This window comes from Pectobacterium brasiliense (genome assembly GCF_013449685.1).
Taxonomy (GTDB): Bacteria; Pseudomonadota; Gammaproteobacteria; order Enterobacterales; family Enterobacteriaceae; genus Pectobacterium; species Pectobacterium brasiliense_A.
This window is the reverse complement of record NZ_JACDSF010000016.1, coordinates 288,635-305,148: the sequence shown is the minus strand read 5'-3', so window position 1 is coordinate 305,148 and position 16,514 is coordinate 288,635. Positions and strand designations below refer to the sequence as shown.

The following is a 16,514-nucleotide window of genomic DNA, read 5'->3' as shown; positions in this document are numbered from 1 at the left end:
TCAACCAATTAGAGTCATTACCAGGAATTCTATAAGGTGCAGCTTTCCGATGAGGTCACGGAAGTCACCTGGGATCGTTTTTTTAAAGCCGAGATTCCCGTGTATTGCGCCGTGGCGCGGGAAGGGTCGCACATTATTGGTTTCGTACACTTTGTTTTTCACGATTCGACATGGGGAGTAAACTCTTATTGTTATTTAGAGGATCTGTTTGTTACCCCCACCGCTCGCGGTAAAAACGTTGGCAAAAAACTGATTGAATACGTGAGAGAACAGGCACAGGAAAAAAGCTGCGATCGGCTGTATTGGCATACTCAGGAAACCAATAAAACCGCCCAGCGACTTTATGATTGGGTCGCGGAAAAACCCGGTGTTATCGAATATAGAATGCCGATTTAACTATCGTATTTATGCAGAAAATATAGTACTTATGCAGAAATTATAGTGCTTATGCGGAGTGAAACTTCCCTGTAAATAACACCCGCCTACTCCACCCGCCGCACCGATTCTCTGACCACCACCTGTCCGGCTAGCTCGGTGCGCTGGGCAATACCCAGCGCCTGTGCAGGCGTCATTTGCTGTGCCAGCAGCTGTAGCGCCGCGCGGGCGATGGTCTCAAACGGCAGATGCACCGTGGTGAGCGAAACGGGTAGCATGTCGAACGGCAGAATGTCGTCCATGCCCATGACGGAAATATCCTCCGGCACTCGTAGCCCATGCTGATACAGCGCGTCGATCACACCGATAGCCTGATTATCCGCGGCGCAGAAAATCGCGGTGACGCCCAGCCTGTCGGGGTTAGCCGTCAGCCAGCGCAGCAGTGCATCACGCGCGGTACGCGGATGGAAATCCGGCAGCGAGAGGATCAAATCCTCATCCACCGCAATCCCCGCCTGCGTGAGCGCATCCCGATAGCCGCGCTCGCGCTGTTTGATCGTCATGCGCGATGTCCAAGTCAGATGCAGGATCCGCGTATGCCCTTGCTCGATCAGGTAACGCACGCCCGCCGCCGCCGCATAGTGATTGGCGGGCGTCACGCTGCTCAGGCGCATTGAGGGATCTTCACCGTTGATCAGCACCGCCGGAATCCCGCTTTCCGCAACGGCGTTCAGCAGCGTTGGGTGATCGTCATTCACAATCAGAATGCCGCTCTCTTTTCCGCCCTGAAGCTCACGCAACAACTGTTGTTCGTTAATGGTGTCGTGCTCCCCCAGAAACGGACGCAACTGGATATTACGTTGCAGGCAGAGCGTTTTTAGGGCGTTGATCAGCGTCAGCGACACCAAATTGTACTCGCTCTCCAGCATCAGGTTGCGCGGCGTCGCTAGCAGAATGTGGCGCAGCGGCTCCGTCTGCGCGATGGCCGCTTTGCCCACTTTATGCAGCGGATAACCCTGCTCGGTGGCAATCGCCATAATGTGCTGCCTGACTTTGGCGCTGATCGGTGCCGTCCCGTTCAGAGCGCGGGAAACCGTGCTGATGGAAACCCCAGTGCGGTCAGCAATATCCTTGAGTGTCGCCATTATTTCATCCCCGTGTTGGCAATCCCCGTCGTGATGTATTTTTGCAGGAAGACGAACACCGCCGTCACCGGCAGAAGCGAGAGCATCGTCATCGCCAGTATATAGTGCCACTGCACCGAGAACTGCCCCTGAAACGCATTCAGCCCGATTTGTAGCGTAAAGTTCTCCTGGCTGGAGAGGACGATAAGCGGCCAGAGGAAATCATTCCAGCGCCAGATCACCGAGAAGATCGCCAGCACCGCCAGCGCGGGGGCGGTTAACGGCAGGATGATCTTCCAGTAAATACGGAACTCGCTGGCGGCATCGATACGCGCCGCTTCGATCAGCTCATCGGGGATCGTCAGCATGTATTGCCGCAGCAGGAATACGCCAGTCGGCGTCGCTACCGTAGGGATAATCACGCCCCACAGGTTATCGCCCATGTTCAGGCCAATCACCACTAGGAACGTCGGCACCATCACCACCGACAGCGGAATCATCATGGTGGAGAGAAACAGCGTCAGCACCGTACCGCGCCCGCGAAACTCGTATTTCGACAGTGCAAACGCCGCCATCGAACTGAGCAATAGGGTCAGCAGCGTCGCTATCACCGTCACGAACACGGTATTCTTCAGGTAGGTAGCAAAGTGGAACTTCGTTATCGGCGTCGTGTAGTTCTCCGTCTCCAGATGCAAGGCCTTCATTGGCACCAGATCTTTCGTCGATACACGCACCACCTCACTGGGCGCAGTTGGGTTCACCATCTGCGCGATCAGGCCGATGCGCCTGACCAGCGCCATGGTTTTCGCTTCGCCGTCGTCCTGCTTAACCTGCCACAACTCCAGCGGTTTCGGGTACTCAGGCAACGTGATGGTATCCGCCGCCTGTGGCAGAAAGCTGGGCGGAAAACGGTTGATCTCCGCAGGCGTTTTGAACGACGACATCGCCGCCCACATCACCGGAATCATCACCAGCAGCGTACCTACCACCAGCCAAACCCAGCTCATGATATCCGTGATGTGAATGCGCCCCGGATGACGGGTACGGGTGAGAAATGCGATTATTTTCATCATGGCTCCCGTTATTTTTTCCCTTCCAGCCGACGCGTCAGCAGGAACTGTAACGCCGTCAGGATCATCAACACCACGCCCATCAACACCGAGGCCGCCGAAGCCAGCCCGTAGAGCGATGCGTTTGACGAAAAGGCCGTCTGGTAGATGTACTGCACGATAAAGCTGTTGGCCGTGCCGGGGCCACCGCCGTTGGTGAGCACCCAGGCTTCATCGAAGATCTGCACGCTGTGGATGGTCAGCAGAATCACCACCACCAGAATGTTCGGTGCCAGCAGAGGCAGCGTCAGGCGATAGAAACCACGCCAGCGCGAGGTGCCGTCCACCGCCGCCGCTTCATAGATATCACGCGGGATCGCCTGCAATCCGGCCAGCAGGATCAGGGTATAAAACCCGACGTGAAACCAGACAGAAACAAACACCACCCAGAAACGCGATAGCGTCGGGTCGAGCAGGAAGGTAATCGGCTGCCCACCCAGCGATGACAGCACCAGATTCAGCAGGCCGTTGCGATTAAGGAACCATTGCCAGATCAGACCAACGACCACCGGCGACAACAGCACCGGATAGAAGAACATGGCGCGGAAAAAGCCACGGGCGATAATCTTGCGGTTGAGGATCAGCGCCGTCACCAGCGCCACCAGCAGCGTGCAGAGCACATTGAAAAAGGTGAACGACACGGTGTTGTAGACGCCGGTCCAGAACAGATCCTGTTCACAGGTGGATGGCTCGGCGTAGTTGCCGCAGCTCAACAGCGTGGAAAAGTTATCCACGCCAACGTAAGGGCGTTCCCACAGCAGGATATTGGTGCCGCCGGTAAAGGCGTAGCACACCGACAGCAGAATAGGAATGAAGACAAAAACAGCGAACAGCAGCATATTCGGCGCGATAAAAAACCACGGCATCACTTTGCGGCCACCGAGTTTTTGTAGCAGGTTCACCGCTTTTTCCACTGGCGTGACCAGCTTGTCGATCAGCGATCCTGCGGGCAGTAAGGCAATCTTTTTCATGTCGTCCTCTCCCGTCGCGATAATTAGTGCTCGGTACAACGCGGCAATGTGTCATCCGTTTTGCCGTCGAACAGATGGCAATACGCCGGTGGAAAGCGGACGAACACCGATTCGCCCGCGGCGAACTCACGGTGCTGCGCCAGATGGACAATCATCTCATCGTCAATGCCGCTCATTCGCCCGTAGATAAAGGTTTCATGCCCCATCATCTCGCAGCGATCGACACACAGCGCCATGCCCTCGCCATCCCCCACCAACTCACAGTGTGAAGGACGAATGCCGAGCGTGACGTTCTGCCCGACGGTGCCAATAAATGGCAGCACCAGACGGTTGCCAGACGGACACTGCACCTCAACGCCGTCTGCACAAGTGGCGACAATCTGCGCCGGGAACATATTCATCCGCGGTGAACCGATGAAGCCGGCGACAAATTTGTTTTTCGGCCGATTGAACAACTCCAGCGGCGTGCCAACCTGCTCAATGCGACCGGCGTTCAGCACCACAATACGCTGCGCCATCGTCATCGCTTCCACCTGATCGTGAGTCACATAAATCATGGTGGTGCGCAGCTTCTGGTGCAGGCGAGACAGCTCGCCGCGCGTCTGCACGCGCAGCTTGGCATCCAGATTGGAGAGCGGTTCGTCGAACAGGAACAGGTCGGGTTCACGCACAATCGCGCGACCTATCGCCACGCGCTGCTGCTGCCCACCCGACAGGGCACGCGGTCGGCGATCCAGATAAGGTTCCAGCCCCAGCATGCGGGCGGCTTCATCAATACGGCGAGCGATTTCGTCTTTGGGGAAGTGCAGGTTCTCCAGTCCGAACGCGAGGTTCTTACGCACCGAAAGGTGCGGATAGAGCGCGTAGGACTGGAACACCATCGCAATCTTGCGCTCTGCCGGTGTGAGATCGTTCACCTTGCGGTTGTCGATCAACAGCTCGCCGCTGCTGATCTCTTCCAGCCCGGCAATCATGCGCAGCAGCGTGGATTTTCCACAGCCCGACGGGCCAACAAAGACCATGAACTCGCCATCATGAATCGTTAAGTCCACACCTTTGATGATGTTCACCGCACCATAATTTTTGTGGACGTTTTTTAGTTCCAGACTCGCCATTGTCAGCCCTCGCAAACAGAATCTAACTGTGCCAATAACATCAGCATGACCAGCGCCTGCCCGTAAGGCACGGCGACATTGGGAATATCGCGATAGAACTGTAAGTCGTGTCCCATCGCCGTGCCGTCCGAGACACCCTGCACCACGCCCTGTGCGTCAATCTGCGCCACCACGGCGGCATAGCCTTTTTCCAGTACGTCCTGCGGGAAATCGTGCAGCATGCCCAATCGACGCGCCGTCAGAATCCCAGCAATGAATCCCGCGCTGGCGGAGGTCTCCAGCGGCGAATCTGGGTCATCCAGCAGCGTGTGCCACAGGCCAGACTCGTGCTGGCAGCGTGCCAGCGTGGTCGTTTGCTGTTCCAGAATCGCTTCCAGCGTGCGCAGAACTGGCGCGGACAGTTGATCCTCCGCCAGCACTCGCATTTCCGGCAGCACCAGCGTGATCCAGGCGTTGCCGCGTCCCCAGAACGCATTGGCATAGTGATGGCGACCGACAAACGTCCAACCGTGATACCACAGCCCGCTGCGCACATCGGCCAGATAGCGCGCATGCGTAACGAGCTGGTATTCCGCCTCTTCGATCAGATCGCGGCGGGAGAGCAATTTCCCCGCCACCACCAGAAACAGACCGGCCATGAACAGCGTGTCATCCCACAGCTGTCCGGTGTTCGGGCGCTCTTTCACCGTGTGCTGGAAGCCGCCGTCCTCGGTTTTCGGCAGCGAGTGCAGCAGCCAGTCCGCCCAGTCGCTCACCGTTTCACGCCACTGCGCGGGCGCATCCGGCTTGTCCTGACACAGCAACGCCAGCACCAGCATCGGTGCCGTCGAGTTGATCTGGCGCGGCGGCAGCCCGGCATCCAGCTTTTGCTGATACCAGTTCGCCAGCGTCGTCAGCATGGTGTCGTCCTGCGTCAGATGCGCCAGCTTCCAGAAACCGTACAGCCCGACGCCAACTTCCCAATCCCACTCTTCGAATTGAATCGTCAGTCCAGCGTCCGGCGTGTCGTCCTGCATCACGCTGTCGATTGCTTTCAGGCGGCAAAATGCCCGCGCCACCTGCGCCAGCAGCGCTTCGGTTTGTTGTCGGTTAAGTGAACCTGTCTGCATGTCATGGGTTTCCTGTGTTGAACTGCGGGACGACCGGGACATCGTCGGGAAAAATGAAAGGCTGCTGCGCCACGCTGAATCCTGCCGCGCGGCTAAAGGCCAGTTCGCCGTAATCGGGATCGTCGATACGCACGCCGTCGCTGTCCTGTATCAGCAAACGCCCTCGGAAGCGGGCAGCGAATGCGGCGAATCCTTGTGCGCCGTCGCCGCTGTCCACGGCAACGAACCAGACGTTCTGTTCGCCATACGCGCGCAGTTCGCCTTCCGCCTGCTGGCCTGCGGTCGCAACCGGCTGTAACCCAGCGGGATTATGGAAGGCGGCATAGCCGTTGCCGCCGCGTACGAAGCACCAGACGCCTTCAACGATGACGTCATCCAGCGCGGTTTGTGGCAGATAGAGATGTGTCCAGGGGCGGATATCCTGTTGCAGATCGAACACCATCAGCGCGCGATTGCGGTACTGCATCAGGTGCGGCAAGCGTCCGTTGCCCGCCCAGTAAGAAGGACGGTGCACACCGTCAGGGCGATCTTCGCCGGGGTGATTCACCCACAGGCGGGCGGCATAGTGCATACCCAAACGTACATCCAGCAGATGCTGCTGGTGTCCGGGCTGGCCGGGGTGATGATCGAAGACGGAAGAAAAGGCAACATCCTGCTGCTTCCAGGCAATGATGCGGGCGCTACGGTTCAGCCCTTGCACCCAACGTGCTTCTGCGCCGTGCGGCAGTGACCAGTGCGCGATCCGATCCGTTGTTTCCGGCGGCTGATAGTCGCTCAGGCACAGCAGCGGCAGCGCGGCGCAGTGCGGAATCAGCCAGCCCTCGCCCCACATCAACGCACACAGGCCGGACAGCTCGGTCAACATGCCGGAGCGCAGTTCTTTATCGTAGGCGCGTCCCATGGTGCCAACCGCGACGCCATTCTGATGCACCCACGCCGTCATCAGCATGATGCGGTCAATCACCACGCGAGATTTCTCGCGCAGATCGGCATCCTGCGCCAGTTCGTACAGCGCCACCAGCCCAATCAGATCGATGGGGTAATAAGCTGCCGAGTTCCACTCCACCAGCCCGTGCTCCAGAATGGAATCAAACCAGCGCGTCAGGCGCTCGTGAGCAATCGCCTTTTGCTCCAGACCGCGACGGCCGCTGCATGGGAAGGTGTCATCAGGGAAGTTTTGCCCGGCCAGATATTGCGCGACGTGGAAGCACAGGCAATGATTTTCGCTCCAGAACCACATGGTGTCGTTGCCTGGTTCATCAATCCAGTAGCGGAAGCCAAGAATGGCACTGCGCACGCGCCGCCAGTCCTGCGGTGGCAACTGCTGCCCCTGATAGCGCTGCCACAGCCAAATTAGCGGCACCAACTGGAAATCGGCACAGTCTTCGCGGCGACTGATTTTCTGCAATGCGCTGTTGAGAATCGGCGCAGCCGCATCACTGCCCTCACCCGTCGCGACAATCGCCAGCAGCCTTCCGAGGCGTTCAAAACCGTGCAGCGCGGTATGGCGCAGTACCGCTTCACGCCGTGCGGCCAGCGTCGGTAACGCAGGCATCGTTTGCGATGGCAAGCGCCCGAAACTGAGCGTGCGCGTCAACGTAATGCCGTTGCAGGTCGCGGCGCAGACCAGATCGTAGTAGCCGACTAAAACATCTGGCAGATCCACCTGCCAGCCCAGATTACTAGCAGGCAGCGTCTGTTTCTGCTGCCATGCGGGGACGGATTCGTTGACGTTGCCAATCAGCCGATGCGCCATCGTCACGGACTCCGGCAACGGCTGCGTGCTGTTCAGCACCAGTACGGGCGGTTGGAGCAGGTTATTTTCCAGCGTCAGCCCGTTTATCCAGCCATCCAGCGCGGCCAGCTGTGCGCTGAACGCCGCGTCGTCATCAAGCTGCCAGAAGAGCGTGTCGTCTCCCTGATAGCACAGGCTGAACAGGTAGTCGGTATCGCGCTCACACAGCTCTTCGCTATGCACCACCAGCGTGTTCGCCCCTGCTTGCAGCGGCAGAGTGATAGTACAGGTGTGTTCGGTGTTGCGGGTAAACGGCGTAAAGCGGGTAACCTGTTCGCCGTTCAGCCACAGCGTGACGCCGCCGCAGGTGGTGAGCGTAAACGGTGCTGGCTGCACGCTGTCGCTATGGATTACGCAGCGGGAAAAGCGCTGCACGTGAACCGGACACGGCCAGAAATCGCTGAAATTCACGCTGCGGCTTTCATCGCCGCCGCTCCACATCAGCGGGAAACGTAAATCGTCCGGCAGCACCACCTCACGCTTTGCCTCTTCCTGCAAAAAACGCACGCGACAGGGCAGCACGCCGACATCGACAAAACCGTTAATAAAGCGGTAATTCACCTTATCCGGTAGCGTATCCGGCTCGGCGAAATAACGTTTTTCCGTCAACTCGGTGATGAGAAACCGATTAATGACGCCGTTCTTCTTTAATTTCCAACCGATATTCATACGGAATCCTGTTTACGGCGTTGAAAAATAAAATAACGAAAAGGTATGGCGTAACTTAATTTGCACTTTCGCTGTGCACACCCTGCCAATATTTAGGGCAGCGAGTCATTCCCTGCACCGTGATATCGCAATTTAATGCAAATTTGCATTAAAATTTCATTTGCATTCATTTATTGACATTTCGCATTAATAAATAAGATTATCGCGTTTACATATGTGATAAATATCACAAAAATGCTTTATTTAAATCAATATTTAAAATATCTTTAACCTGCTTCACATAAATCAATCAGGGTTCTGTCCATGATTGCATGATGAAAATGACAGATGAATGCAAATTTGCATTAATAAGAAAACGGAATAATTCACAGAAATAAAATAAACCCCGTCGCCAACGCCAGGGTATTTACGTCATTAATCAAACATAAGATGTGCTCACCAACGGAGAGGTTTATGATGCGTTCCAACACCGCGTTATTTTTTTCCGCCCTTGCACTGGGGTTATTCAGCAACAGCGCGTTAGCCGCTAAAACGCAAATAACATTTTTATATAGTGACGACGATCCCGAATTAGTGCATTTCATGGAGCAGAAAGTAAAATCTTTCTCTCAGAGTAATGAGCGCATCGATGTGAATTTTGTCAGCACCGGCTATAACGCGCTGCAAACACAGTTACCGATGCAGTTGGCGGCGGGCTTAGGCCCCGATATTGCCAAAACCACGCAAATGGGGCTGCTCGGCTATACGCTAGATTTGCGCCCCTATCTGAAAGATCCAGCCGCCTTTGAGAAACGCTACAGCGCGGGTATCGAAAAGATCATGCGTGTAAAAGGCGTGCATAAAGCCGATGCACTGCCGGGCTTTGTCGCCTCCTGGACTGCCGACCTGCCATTTATTAACGTGACGCTGTTTGAGCAGGCAGGTGTGCCTCTGCCGCAGCCGGGCTACACGATTGATGATTTGATGAAAGCCTCGAAGCTGGTCGCGGAAAAAATCGGCGTGCATATTCCCTTCACCATCGACCGCAGCGGTTTCCGCTTCTCCGGCCCAGCCTATTCTTACGGTGCACGTTACGATAAAGACGGGCTGATCAACTTCCCGGACGCCGCCGCGCAGCAGTGGATTAAAGATCTGAAACGCTGGTCGGACGAAGGCGTGTTCCCGCGTGAAATGTGGGGCGCGGCAGGCGGTGGTCAGTACAAGAGCATGGCGGACGATTTCGTGAACGGCAACATCGTGACCTACTTCTCCGGCAACTGGCTGTTGAACCAATTCAGTAAGCAGATTGGCGACGGTTTTGACTGGAAAGTCCTGCCCGCGCCGTGCAAAGAGAAATGCATCTCGATGGGCGGTGCGACCTTCATCATGCCGTTCACCACCACCAAACACCCGCAGGAAGTCGCCGAATTTATGGAGTGGCTGGGCAGCGAACCGCTGCAACGTGAGATCGCCGAGCGCTTCAATATCATCGTCGGCGCGGATATCACCGATCTGCACTACCAGACCAAAGATAAGCACGTGATCGACGGCCTGAACATCGCGCGTGAAGAGATCAAAAAGATCCCGTCTTACGTCTTTGATTGGGAGCGTATGGAAAGTCTGGGCGCGAACGAACTGTATCCCATCATCCTGACGCGCTTTACCCAATATCTGAACGATCAGGTGTCGTTTGATGAGTATCTGCGCCTGACGTCAAACGATGTGAAGCGCCTCAACGAGACGATCGCGACTAATCAACAACAGCGGAAAAATGCACCGTGAAATGGCAACTGAGGGAGATCGACATCGATGGCGATCGTCCCTTTGATCGCATTAGCGAAAGCACGATATGCGAACAGCGCTGGCCGGGACAACACCGTTATTTACTGGTCACCGGCGGTTTCACCCGCCTGCTGCACTGGCATGACGGTCTGCTGACCTGCCGCGGCGGCGGCAGCTTTCCCATCGGCGACCCGGCCAGCCTGTCGCGGCTAGGGCTGTGGGCGGTACAGGAGATGCTTCAGGCCATTGAGGGCATCACGCCGCTGACACCGCTCAGTGAAGCGCTGTTCCTGCATTTCGATAAGCATATCGATCGGGTGATCGACTGGTCAAAGCAGGCACAGGCCGCTGACTACAGCACGCTCGGGCACGTTGTGCTGGCACACCCGCAGGATGCGCTGTCGGTGCAGTTGCTGACCCGCTGCGCGGGCGAGTTGAGCCTGCTACTTAACAGCCTTCCGGATTCACAAACTGAATCCGTCAGCCTCAGCGGCGATCTGGCGGTGGCTTGCCTTCCCTATATGGATTCTGGAGCGCACGCATCATGACGACATGGCTCTATGCCGGAGTGGATGGCGGCGGCACAGGCTGCCGCGCACGTATTTATCAGGCCGACGGTACACCGCTCGGTCAGGGACACGGCGGGCGCGCTAATCTGCTGCTTGGCGTGGAAAGCGTGCGCAAGTCGGTGGACGATGCCATCGCGCAGGCGTTGAAACACAGCGGGCTATCGCCGGATGACGCATCCCGGTTGAAAGTCGGGCTGGCACTCGCCAGCGCAGAACATCGCGCCGCCTACGAGGCGTTTCTGGCGTTGCCACATCCTTACGCGACGCAGGTGCTCAATACCGATGCACTGGGTGCCTGTCTGGCCGTCAATCAAGGGAAAGACGCCGGCGTGGTCATTGCCGGAACCGGCTCCTGCGGGCTGGCGTGGCAGAACCAGACGATTACCGCCTACGGCGGCCATGAATTCCCGATTTCCGATCAGGGCAGCGGCGCACGGCTTGGTCTGGCAGCGCTGCAGCATACCTATAATGTGCTGCAAGGCTGGTGCGCACCGTCTGCGCTCAGTCAGCGTATCGACGATTTCTTTTCTGCCAGCACAGCGCCCACGCAGGCCGCGAACACGCTCGATGCGCTACAGACTGTTAGCCAGCAGGCGAAACCGGGCGACTATGCGCAGTTCGCCCGCCACGTATTTGACTGCGCTCAGCAGGACGATGCCGTGTCTCATGCGCTGCTAGCGCAAACGGCCAGTGAAATCAGCATGCTATTGGCCGCCGTGGCATGCCACGCAACACCTCGCTTATCGCTCATGGGCAGCATCGGCCTGCATATTCGGCCCTGGCTACCAGACGAGTGGCAATCCCAACTCGCCGCCCCAGTGGGTGATGCGCTCGACGGTGCACGATTGATAGCCTGTCATAATTATGCGTTATACAGCCATCCGTTATAAAAAATAAATAATGCCGGAGACATTAATGACATCACTCACTCGCAGAACTTTCGTCAAGCTCGGCGCAGGCAGCGCCATTACGCTGGCTGGCGGTTTCTTTCACGCTAACGCCGAATCAGCAGCGCCCGCCAGTCCGCTGCGTATTGCCATTATTTCGGATGTTCACGTCCACAATATCTATGGCCACTACGATTTTGACGGTCTACCCGATGCACAGACCGGAAAGACGCTAACCATTCGCACCCTGAAAGATTCGGTGAATTCGACACGCATCTTCAATGAACCCTACTTTGCGCTGCTGGCCGCGCTGGATGAACTGGCAAAACAGCAGGTGAAATACGTGGTACTGTCCGGCGATTATTCTGATGACGGCCAGCAGCCTACCGTTGAAGGGATTGCCACCATCCTGACGCAGTATGAACAGCGCCATGGGATGCGCTTTTTCGCCACGACCGGTAACCACGATATCAATCGTCCGCAGGGGGATGACAGCTCGGAGAGAATGCTCAATGCTGATGGCAGCAGCACCATGCTGAGCAGCAAACCCGGCGTTAAACTTGGCGACGCGCAGTCGCTGATTGTCACCGCCAAGATGCAGGCGCTCGGTTATGAACGCGGCCTGCCGCTGATGAAGCCGTTTGGTTTCTTTAAACGCGACGACTTCCTGCACTGGGAAACGCCGTTTGGCGACAGCGATGAACTCAGCAAGCGTCAGTACCTCGCCCGCTCGCCGGACGGCAGCAAGCAGTGGAATATCGTGGACGCCTCCTATCTGGTGGAGCCGGAAGCGGGGCTGTGGCTACTTTCCATCGATGCCAACGTATATCAGGTCAAAGACGGCCCAGAGAAACGCGAAGAGATTAAAGGCTACTCAACCAGTAACGACACTGGCTGGAATGCCTTATTGACGGAAAAGCCGTTTATGCTGCCGTGGGTGAAATCGGTGGTACAGCGGGCGAAAGCACAGAATAAGAAGCTACTGGTATTCTCACATTATCCGCTGGTGGATTTCCTCGACGGCACAGTAGAGGACGAAAAGCAGCTGTTTGGCAGCAACAGCTTCATTAAACGCACGCCGCGGCCGGAGGTTGCCGAGCAGGCGCTGGCGGCTGGAATCCGCCTGCACTTCAGCGGTCACCTGCATGTTAACGATACCGGCGTGTATCGCGGAGCACAGGGGACGCTGGTGAATGTCGCGGTGCCGTCGCTGGCCGCTTACCCGCCCGCCATGAAGCTAGCGACGCTGCATAGTGACCGAGTCGATATCGATACGCTGGTCCTGCGCAACGTGCCGCAATTCAACCATCTATTCCCGTTCTATCAGAAAGAGTTGGATCGCACCGGCGAGCCGCTGGGTGACATTCTGAAAAGCCGCGATTATTACGACTTCCTGCATCATCATCTGGCGCTGCTGGTGCGTCAGCGTTTTCTGGTGCAAGACTGGCCGGAAGATTTATCGCCCCTCATCAACACGCTGAACTGCGCCGATCTGCTGTGGATCGCACAGCAACAGGAACCGCTCAGCGCCAAAACGCTGCCCGACGCCGCTGAGCGCAAACCGAATGCGGTAGCGGGTACAGATGGGTTACAGGATATTTCACTGCTCACGCTGGTGACCGACTGGTACTGCCTGCGCAACGGCAGCGATCTCGCCTGGCAGGATATTCCGGCTGCACGGGTGAAACAGTACCGCGCTCTGCTGGCGGCCTACACGCCAACGGCTACGCTACCGCCAGACAGCCTGCAATACCGCTTCGGCCTGATGCTAAAAATCCTCGCCGGTTATATCAACGATGAACCCGCGACGCACTTTGTGGTTGATATGCAGGGGAATTTCGTCACGGTGTAATGTATTCATGGAATTGGCTTTTAGTCACATTGGCTATGTAAGCTATAGAGGTGGTTTCGTGCGCTTCAAACATCGTTTTCTTCATGCTACGTCGTAGCACGCGCCCGACATAGGGGGCTACGCCAGCCCCCTATGAACCCCGGCTTTTGGCGGAAATTATGCCGCTAAAGCGGTGCCTTCGGTGCCCATGCCCGCGTTTCGAGCCGCCACTGACGCGTTCCCTACGCGGCACTGGCTTTCGCGGCATCCATGCCGCTCACTCGGCGTTCATGTTCCCCTCAGCATAATTTTTTACGCCGTGAAAAGAAGCGTCATCGCGATATGAGTTGGCTGGGGTTTGTCAGCAGTGTGGCGCACGAAATATTCCCCCAAACCAAACCAAACCTACTCGCCTTACATACTTTCTTACCTATTCCCTCTGTCGTCATCGCCAAAAAGCGATATGTTATAATATAACAATTAATCTTTTGCTGATGATAATGACACGTTTTTACTCCCTCTCCGCGCTGAAGCGCGTGTTACTGGTTTTCCTGCTGTTGGTGCCGTTGTGGCTAGTGGTTTGGTGGGCGGTGATGTTGCCATGATCGCCCTGCAAGAACTGGCCTTTGGCTATCATCGTAATCAACCACCGCTCGCGACGCTCAGCGGGTGCTTTCATCAAGGCTCGCTGACAGCAATTATCGGCGCAAACGGCACGGGCAAATCCACGCTACTAAAAACGCTGGCGGGTCTGTTGCCGCCACTATCCGGCTCACTCAGCCTCGGTAGGGGTTGTGAAGATAGCGCTATCGGCTATTTGCCTCAGCTCTCCGAATTTGATCGGCAGTTTCCTATCAACGTACGCGATCTGGTGCTCATGGGGTCACTGCCCCATCGCGGATTACTACGCAGTATCAATGCCAACTGGCATCGTAAAGCGGCAGACGCACTCGACGCCGTCTCAATGGCAGACTTTGCCGATCGGCATATTGGCATCCTGTCCGGTGGGCAGCTACAGCGTGTGCTCTTCGCGCGGCTGATGCTGACACAGGCTTCCATCATTCTGCTGGATGAGCCTTTTACCGGGGTCGATAGCCACACCACGCAGGCGCTTTTGCAGATTATTGAGCAGCTTCACGCCGAAGGCAGAACCATTCTGGCCGTGTTGCACGATCTGGAACTGGTCGGTCAGCACTTCCCGAATATCTTGCATCTCACCCCGGACGGCCCTCACTGGGGAGAGGCTCAGCCCATCTTACATAGCCTGCGCAAGGCCGACAGCGATACACCAATGCTCAGGATCGTCACGTCATGATGTTATTTCACCTTATTGCTTCGCCTTTTACCGAATTCGGTTTTATGCGTCGTGCGCTGGTCGGCTGCCTGGTCATCACGCTGAGCGCCGCGCCGTTAGGCTGTTTCCTGCTGTTGCGGCGCATGAGCCTGATTGGTGATGCGCTGTCGCACGCGGTCTTACCCGGCGTCGCCATCGGCTACCTCATATCCGGGATGTCACTGCTGGCGATGGGGATTGGCGGCTTTATCGCTGGACTGGCCGTCGCCATGCTCTCCGGCTTCGTCACCCGCCACACGGAATTAAAAGAGGACGCCAGCTTTGCCGGATTTTACCTCGGCTCGCTGGCGCTCGGCGTCACACTGGTGTCCCTGCGCGGATCCAGCGTCGATCTGCTGCATGTGCTGTTCGGGTCGATCCTCGCCGTGGATCGCACCGCGCTGATCGACATTGCGCTGATCGGATCGACCTCTTTGCTGGTGCTGGCTGCTCTCTATCGGGCGCTGGTGATTGAATCGTTTGACGTAACCTTCCTGCGCATCAGTTCAGGCCGCTATCGGGCGTTGATCCACGGCCTGTTTCTGTCGCTGGTGGTGCTTAACTTGGTCGCCGGATTCCAGCTGTTAGGCACGCTGATGACGGTCGGCATGATGATGCTGCCTGCCGCCAGCGCACGATTCTGGACACAGCGTCTGCCCGTCATGCTCGGCATTGCGGTGCTGCAAGGGATGCTCGCCAGCCTGATCGGGCTGCTGTGGTCTTACTATGCCGAGCTGCCCGCCGGGCCTGCCATCATCCTGACGATTACGCTGTTTTTCTGTTTCTCGGTTTGTGTTGGTCACAACGGTGGGCTGTTACGCCAGCGTCGTTGACCGATGAATCTCGTTATCTGCAACTTTCTGTGAGGGAAAAATGAAACGTTCACTGTTAGCTATTGCGTTATCCGGCCTGCTGCTTAGCCCACTGGCGATGGCAAAAAATCTTGATGTTGTAGCCAGCTTTTCCGTACTCGGCGATATGGTCAGCCATATTGGCGGCGATCGCGTTACCGTGACCGATCTGGTGAAGGTCAATGGCGATCCACATGAGTTTGAACCCTCTCCGAAAGACAGCAAGACGCTGGCTCACGCCGATCTGGTGTTCGTTAACGGGCTGGGGCTAGAAGGGTGGATCGACCGACTGGTCACTGCCTCCGGCTATCATGGCGACGTCATTACGGCCTCAAACGGAATTGAAACCCGCACCATGGTGGAAGATGGCAAAACAGAAACCGACCCGCATGCCTGGAACAGCATGAGCAACGGCGTGGTCTACGCGCACAACATCGTCAATGCGCTGGTAAAAGCCGATCCAACGAATGCCGATTACTATCGTCAGCAGGGTGAAGCCTACATCAAGCAGCTACAGGAGCTGGATAGCTATGCGAAGAAAACCTTTGCCGCTATTCCGCCAGAAAAGCGTAAGGTGCTGACCAGCCACGACGCGTTTGGTTATTTCGGCCATGCCTACAGCGTGACGTTCCTGTCGCCGATGGGCTACTCTACCGAATCGGAAGCCAGCAGCAAAAAAGTGGCCTCGCTGATTAAGCAAATCAAACAAGAGAAGGTGAAAAGCTACTTCATTGAAAACCAAACCGATGGTCGTCTGGTGAAACAAATCGCCGATGCCAGCGGCGCGCAACCCGGCGGTGAACTGTACCCAGAAGCCCTGACTGACGCCTCCGGCCCCGCATCAACCTACACGGCTGCGTTTAAACACAACGTCGATACCCTCGCCGCCAGCATGAAGTAAACGTGATGGTGCGCGCCACTGCCGCTTTTTGCCGCTACTGAGAGCCGCCATAGGACTACAGCTAGTCAGAAGGAGCGGGCGTGATGTACCGTCCGTGATATGTCATCGCAGGCA

General features: G+C 56.7%; 13 protein-coding genes and 1 pseudogene. 8 read left to right on the top strand and 6 right to left on the bottom strand.

The features are described from left to right. Window positions 1–18: 18 nt before the first annotated feature. Window positions 19–396, top strand: a pseudogene (locus H0248_RS07790) (GNAT family N-acetyltransferase); the annotation flags it as partial. Between the two features lie 86 nt (window positions 397–482). On the opposite strand, the gene H0248_RS07785 reads toward H0248_RS07790, so the two are convergent. From H0248_RS07785 to H0248_RS07760, 6 genes are read right to left on the bottom strand one after another with little or no spacing between them, the layout of a single operon-like run. Continuing rightward, entirely contained in the window at window positions 483–1,520 is a 1,038-nt protein-coding gene (locus H0248_RS07785) for a LacI family DNA-binding transcriptional regulator (protein WP_180785392.1), read from the bottom strand. Beyond that, a complete protein-coding gene (locus H0248_RS07780) occupies window positions 1,520–2,572 on the bottom strand; it encodes a carbohydrate ABC transporter permease (RefSeq protein WP_205558238.1) in 1,053 nt (350 codons plus the stop codon). The genes H0248_RS07785 and H0248_RS07780 overlap by 1 nt, the downstream gene beginning before the upstream one ends. Before the next feature lie 8 nt (window positions 2,573–2,580). Continuing rightward, complete coding sequence (locus H0248_RS07775; RefSeq protein ID WP_180785391.1) at window positions 2,581–3,579, bottom strand: carbohydrate ABC transporter permease; 999 nt, start codon at window positions 3,577–3,579, stop codon at window positions 2,581–2,583. 23 nt (window positions 3,580–3,602) lie between these two features. Beyond that, window positions 3,603–4,694, bottom strand: a complete 1,092-nt coding sequence (locus H0248_RS07770; protein WP_180785390.1) for an ABC transporter ATP-binding protein — start codon at window positions 4,692–4,694, stop codon at window positions 3,603–3,605. Window positions 4,695–4,696: 2 nt separating this feature from the next. Then, entirely contained in the window at window positions 4,697–5,803 is a 1,107-nt protein-coding gene (bglB, locus tag H0248_RS07765) for a beta-galactosidase BglB (protein WP_180785389.1), read from the bottom strand. Window position 5,804: 1 nt separating this feature from the next. After that, a complete protein-coding gene (locus tag H0248_RS07760) occupies window positions 5,805–8,267 on the bottom strand; it encodes a hypothetical protein (RefSeq protein WP_180785388.1) in 2,463 nt (820 codons plus the stop codon). Window positions 8,268–8,720: 453 nt separating this feature from the next. Here H0248_RS07760 and H0248_RS07755 point away from each other — a divergent pair, with 453 nt between their 5' ends. The 7 genes from H0248_RS07755 (at window position 8,721) to H0248_RS07725 (ending at window position 16,400) form a co-directional block, all read left to right on the top strand. Then, a complete protein-coding gene (locus H0248_RS07755) occupies window positions 8,721–10,028 on the top strand; it encodes an ABC transporter substrate-binding protein (RefSeq protein ID WP_180785387.1) in 1,308 nt (435 codons plus the stop codon). After that, complete coding sequence (locus H0248_RS07750; protein WP_180785386.1) at window positions 10,025–10,576, top strand: glucosamine kinase; 552 nt, start codon at window positions 10,025–10,027, stop codon at window positions 10,574–10,576. Before H0248_RS07755 ends, H0248_RS07750 begins: the two co-directional genes overlap by 4 nt. Next, window positions 10,573–11,487 (top strand): BadF/BadG/BcrA/BcrD ATPase family protein, encoded by a 915-nt coding sequence (locus H0248_RS07745; protein WP_180785385.1) that lies wholly within the window; start codon window positions 10,573–10,575, stop codon window positions 11,485–11,487. Before H0248_RS07750 ends, H0248_RS07745 begins: the two co-directional genes overlap by 4 nt. Before the next feature lie 25 nt (window positions 11,488–11,512). After that, window positions 11,513–13,336 carry a metallophosphoesterase gene (locus H0248_RS07740; RefSeq protein ID WP_180785384.1) on the top strand — a complete coding sequence of 608 codons (1,824 nt, stop codon included), beginning with the start codon at window positions 11,513–11,515 and terminating at the stop codon, window positions 13,334–13,336. Between the two features lie 580 nt (window positions 13,337–13,916). Continuing rightward, window positions 13,917–14,630 carry a metal ABC transporter ATP-binding protein gene (locus H0248_RS07735; protein WP_180785404.1) on the top strand — a complete coding sequence of 238 codons (714 nt, stop codon included), beginning with the start codon at window positions 13,917–13,919 and terminating at the stop codon, window positions 14,628–14,630. Continuing rightward, complete coding sequence (locus H0248_RS07730; protein ID WP_180785383.1) at window positions 14,627–15,481, top strand: metal ABC transporter permease; 855 nt, start codon at window positions 14,627–14,629, stop codon at window positions 15,479–15,481. The genes H0248_RS07735 and H0248_RS07730 overlap by 4 nt, the downstream gene beginning before the upstream one ends. 40 nt (window positions 15,482–15,521) lie before the next feature. Then, a complete protein-coding gene (locus tag H0248_RS07725) occupies window positions 15,522–16,400 on the top strand; it encodes a metal ABC transporter substrate-binding protein (protein ID WP_180785382.1) in 879 nt (292 codons plus the stop codon). The last annotated feature ends 114 nt before the right edge of the window (window positions 16,401–16,514 follow it).

Coding starts and splice junctions, on each gene's coding strand:
- H0248_RS07785 (WP_180785392.1), bottom strand. CDS start 1,520: ATGGCGACACTCAAGGATATTGCTGACCGCACTGGGGTTTCCATCAGC.
- H0248_RS07780 (WP_205558238.1), bottom strand. CDS start 2,572: ATGATGAAAATAATCGCATTTCTCACCCGTACCCGTCATCCGGGGCGC.
- H0248_RS07775 (WP_180785391.1), bottom strand. CDS start 3,579: ATGAAAAAGATTGCCTTACTGCCCGCAGGATCGCTGATCGACAAGCTG.
- H0248_RS07770 (WP_180785390.1), bottom strand. CDS start 4,694: ATGGCGAGTCTGGAACTAAAAAACGTCCACAAAAATTATGGTGCGGTG.
- bglB (WP_180785389.1), bottom strand. CDS start 5,803: ATGCAGACAGGTTCACTTAACCGACAACAAACCGAAGCGCTGCTGGCG.
- H0248_RS07760 (WP_180785388.1), bottom strand. CDS start 8,267: ATGAATATCGGTTGGAAATTAAAGAAGAACGGCGTCATTAATCGGTTT.
- H0248_RS07755 (WP_180785387.1), top strand. CDS start 8,721: ATGATGCGTTCCAACACCGCGTTATTTTTTTCCGCCCTTGCACTGGGG.
- H0248_RS07745 (WP_180785385.1), top strand. CDS start 10,573: ATGACGACATGGCTCTATGCCGGAGTGGATGGCGGCGGCACAGGCTGC.
- H0248_RS07740 (WP_180785384.1), top strand. CDS start 11,513: ATGACATCACTCACTCGCAGAACTTTCGTCAAGCTCGGCGCAGGCAGC.
- H0248_RS07735 (WP_180785404.1), top strand. CDS start 13,917: ATGATCGCCCTGCAAGAACTGGCCTTTGGCTATCATCGTAATCAACCA.
- H0248_RS07730 (WP_180785383.1), top strand. CDS start 14,627: ATGATGTTATTTCACCTTATTGCTTCGCCTTTTACCGAATTCGGTTTT.
- H0248_RS07725 (WP_180785382.1), top strand. CDS start 15,522: ATGAAACGTTCACTGTTAGCTATTGCGTTATCCGGCCTGCTGCTTAGC.